General features: G+C 67.8%; 5 protein-coding genes. All 5 read left to right on the forward strand.

The annotated features are described in order from the left end of the window. Positions 1 to 111: 111 nt before the first annotated feature. Genes DY926_RS16400 through DY926_RS18045 form a run of 5 tightly spaced genes read left to right on the forward strand, consistent with a single transcriptional unit; the run spans position 112 to position 2098 of the window. Positions 112 to 540, forward strand: coding sequence for a hypothetical protein (locus DY926_RS16400; RefSeq protein ID WP_116704326.1), 429 nt, complete (start codon positions 112 to 114; stop codon positions 538 to 540). Then, positions 537 to 1016, forward strand: a complete 480-nt coding sequence (locus DY926_RS16405; protein ID WP_116704327.1) for a hypothetical protein — start codon at positions 537 to 539, stop codon at positions 1014 to 1016. The genes DY926_RS16400 and DY926_RS16405 overlap by 4 nt, the downstream gene beginning before the upstream one ends. Position 1017: 1 nt before the next feature. Beyond that, on the forward strand, positions 1018 to 1356 hold the full coding sequence (locus DY926_RS16410) for a hypothetical protein (RefSeq protein WP_116704328.1): 339 nt from the start codon (positions 1018 to 1020) through the stop codon (positions 1354 to 1356). Positions 1357 to 1394: 38 nt separating this feature from the next. Next, positions 1395 to 1979, forward strand: coding sequence for a hypothetical protein (locus tag DY926_RS16415; protein WP_116704329.1), 585 nt, complete (start codon positions 1395 to 1397; stop codon positions 1977 to 1979). Next, positions 1976 to 2098, forward strand: coding sequence for a hypothetical protein (locus DY926_RS18045; protein WP_274541815.1), 123 nt, complete (start codon positions 1976 to 1978; stop codon positions 2096 to 2098). Before DY926_RS16415 ends, DY926_RS18045 begins: the two co-directional genes overlap by 4 nt. Positions 2099 to 2140: the final 42 nt, after the last annotated feature.

Genomic DNA, 2140 nt, shown 5'->3' on the forward strand with positions numbered 1-2140 from the left:
GCATCTACACACCCGCCACCACGCCCGCCACCCCGGCGGCCTGACCCATTCCCGCCCGCCACGCCTGTCCAGCCGCCCCCCGGGGCGGTTTTTTTATTGTCGAGGAAACAGATGAATGAAGACATGACGCGCCCCGCCGCGCCACGGATGCCATCCGCCCGCTGCGCCACGGTGGAGGACCTGGCGCGGGTGCGCGAACGGCTGGCGAAGGTGGAGGGCGGGCACGACAACCTGCGTGAGGGCCTGACCACGCTTTCGCAGCAGTTTTCCGACCTCAGGCGGGATCTGACACGCACCGTGGCCGACACGGCGGCGCAGACCCGCCGTGAGATCATGCAGCATGTGGATGACATGACCGGCACCGCCAGCGCGCGTGATGCCGAAATATCGGGCAGGCTCTCACGCATTGAGGGCGGGCTGAAGCTGACATCATGGATGAGCATGACGTTCATCGTGCTGGCCACCGGCCTGCTGGGCTGGGGGCAGGTGGGGGATGCCGCATGGTCGCTGTGCCGGCGCGCGCTGGGGTACGGGCCATGAGCGGCCTGTGCCTGGCGCAGCTCAAGCGCGGGATCATCGCCCCGGCGCTGGCCCATATCGGGCTTGGCGGCGATGCGGCGGTCAACCTGCTGGCGGGCACGGCGCTGGTGGAAAGCGGGCTGGCATATACGCGCCAGATCCACGGCCCGGCGCTGGGGCTGTGGCAGATGGAACCGGCCACGCATGATGACATATGGGCCACTTTCCTGCCGGATGTGCGGTTATCGCTGCTGCGTGGGGCGGTGCTTGACCTTGCGGCGCACTGGCCCGCGCGGCTGGCGCAGCTTGCGGGCAACCTGCCTTACGCCTGCGCCATGGCCCGGCTGAAATACTACCGCGCGCCCGAACCACTGCCCGCGGCCACGGATGCCGCGGCCATGTGCCGGATGTGGAAGGGCACCTACAATTCCAACCTTGGGGCAGGGGCGGCGGATGCGCGACACGTCGCCCTGTTCCAGCAGGCCATAGGGGCATGACATGGATACAGCCGCGAAATGCGGTGGCATCGGGGCGGTTGTCCTGCTGCTGCTCAATGAAGTGCCGGAACAGTACACGCTGTACGCCGCCGTCTTCGTCCTTGCCTGTGCAGCGGTGTCCGCGCTGATTCCGCCGCCGCATGCGGGCAGCAGGTGGGCCGTGGCCTATCAGGTCGTGAGCACCATCGGGCTGAACATCGGCTGGGCGGAGAACCACTTCAAGCCCGGCCAGAGCGGCGTGCGCGTGCCCGTGGCCGACAAGCCCGCCGCCAAACAGGCCGTAAGTGCCGCAGGCATTACGGTGCTGAACAGAAAGGGCAGGGCCGAACCCCCGGCATAAACGCCCGCTGTCCCCTGCCACATAAACGGAGAATACCGATGGACCCGAACATCTCCCGCCGGTGCGTGCTGCGCGCCGGGGGCGGCATGCTGGCGGCTGGCCTGCTGGCAGCCTGCCAGGTTACGAAATCCGGCAATGTCACCACCCTTACGCTCAACGTGGCCGAGATCAGGGATTACGCCCAGGCCGGGCTGAACGCGGTCTCGACCGTGCTGGGCATCGGGGCGGTGGCCAGCGGCATTGGCGCTGCGGGTGTCGGGGTCATTACGGCCGCCGATACCATCCTGTCCGCCGCGCTGGACAGCTTCTGCACCGCCGCCGGGTCCACGCTGGCCATTTCGTATGATGACACGAACTGGAAAAGCCGGGTGGACAGCATCCTGTCCGCGCTGGGCGGGGTTGAAAACGACCTGAACGCCGCGATTACGGGCGTAAGCGGCAGGGTTCCCGGCCCCGACCTGTCCAGCGCCAGCACCGCCCTGAACGCGCTGGGCACCATTGTCGCGGCCTTCCGTGCGCTGCTGGATAGCGTGGGTGCGCGGCACAGAACCATGGCCACCGCCGCGCCCGCACCCGCACAGGTGCGCCAGGCGCTAGGGGTGCTGGGGGTAGTGGCGCCATGACCCCCTTTGCACAGGGGGTCATGGCCGGCGCGGGCGGCACTGTTGTCCTGATCGGGTTGCTGGTCATTATCCCGATCAGGCTGCATGCGCTTTATATGGCGCGGCAGTTGCGGGAGTGAGGGGGCTGTTCGGTACGGTTTTGTCTGGTGGGGAAAGGGGGG

Origin of the sequence: Komagataeibacter melaceti, assembly GCF_003403295.1 — a bacterium.
GTDB classification, from domain to species: domain Bacteria; phylum Pseudomonadota; class Alphaproteobacteria; order Acetobacterales; family Acetobacteraceae; genus Komagataeibacter; species Komagataeibacter melaceti.

Bases quoted from the DNA above. Each gene is read 5' to 3' on its own strand.
- DY926_RS16405 (WP_116704327.1), top strand. From the start codon at position 537: ATGAGCGGCCTGTGCCTGGCGCAGCTCAAGCGCGGGATCATCGCCCCG.
- DY926_RS16410 (WP_116704328.1), top strand. From the start codon at position 1,018: ATGGATACAGCCGCGAAATGCGGTGGCATCGGGGCGGTTGTCCTGCTG.
- DY926_RS18045 (WP_274541815.1), top strand. From the start codon at position 1,976: ATGACCCCCTTTGCACAGGGGGTCATGGCCGGCGCGGGCGGCACTGTT.
- DY926_RS16415 (WP_116704329.1), top strand. From the start codon at position 1,395: ATGGACCCGAACATCTCCCGCCGGTGCGTGCTGCGCGCCGGGGGCGGC.
- DY926_RS16400 (WP_116704326.1), top strand. From the start codon at position 112: ATGAATGAAGACATGACGCGCCCCGCCGCGCCACGGATGCCATCCGCC.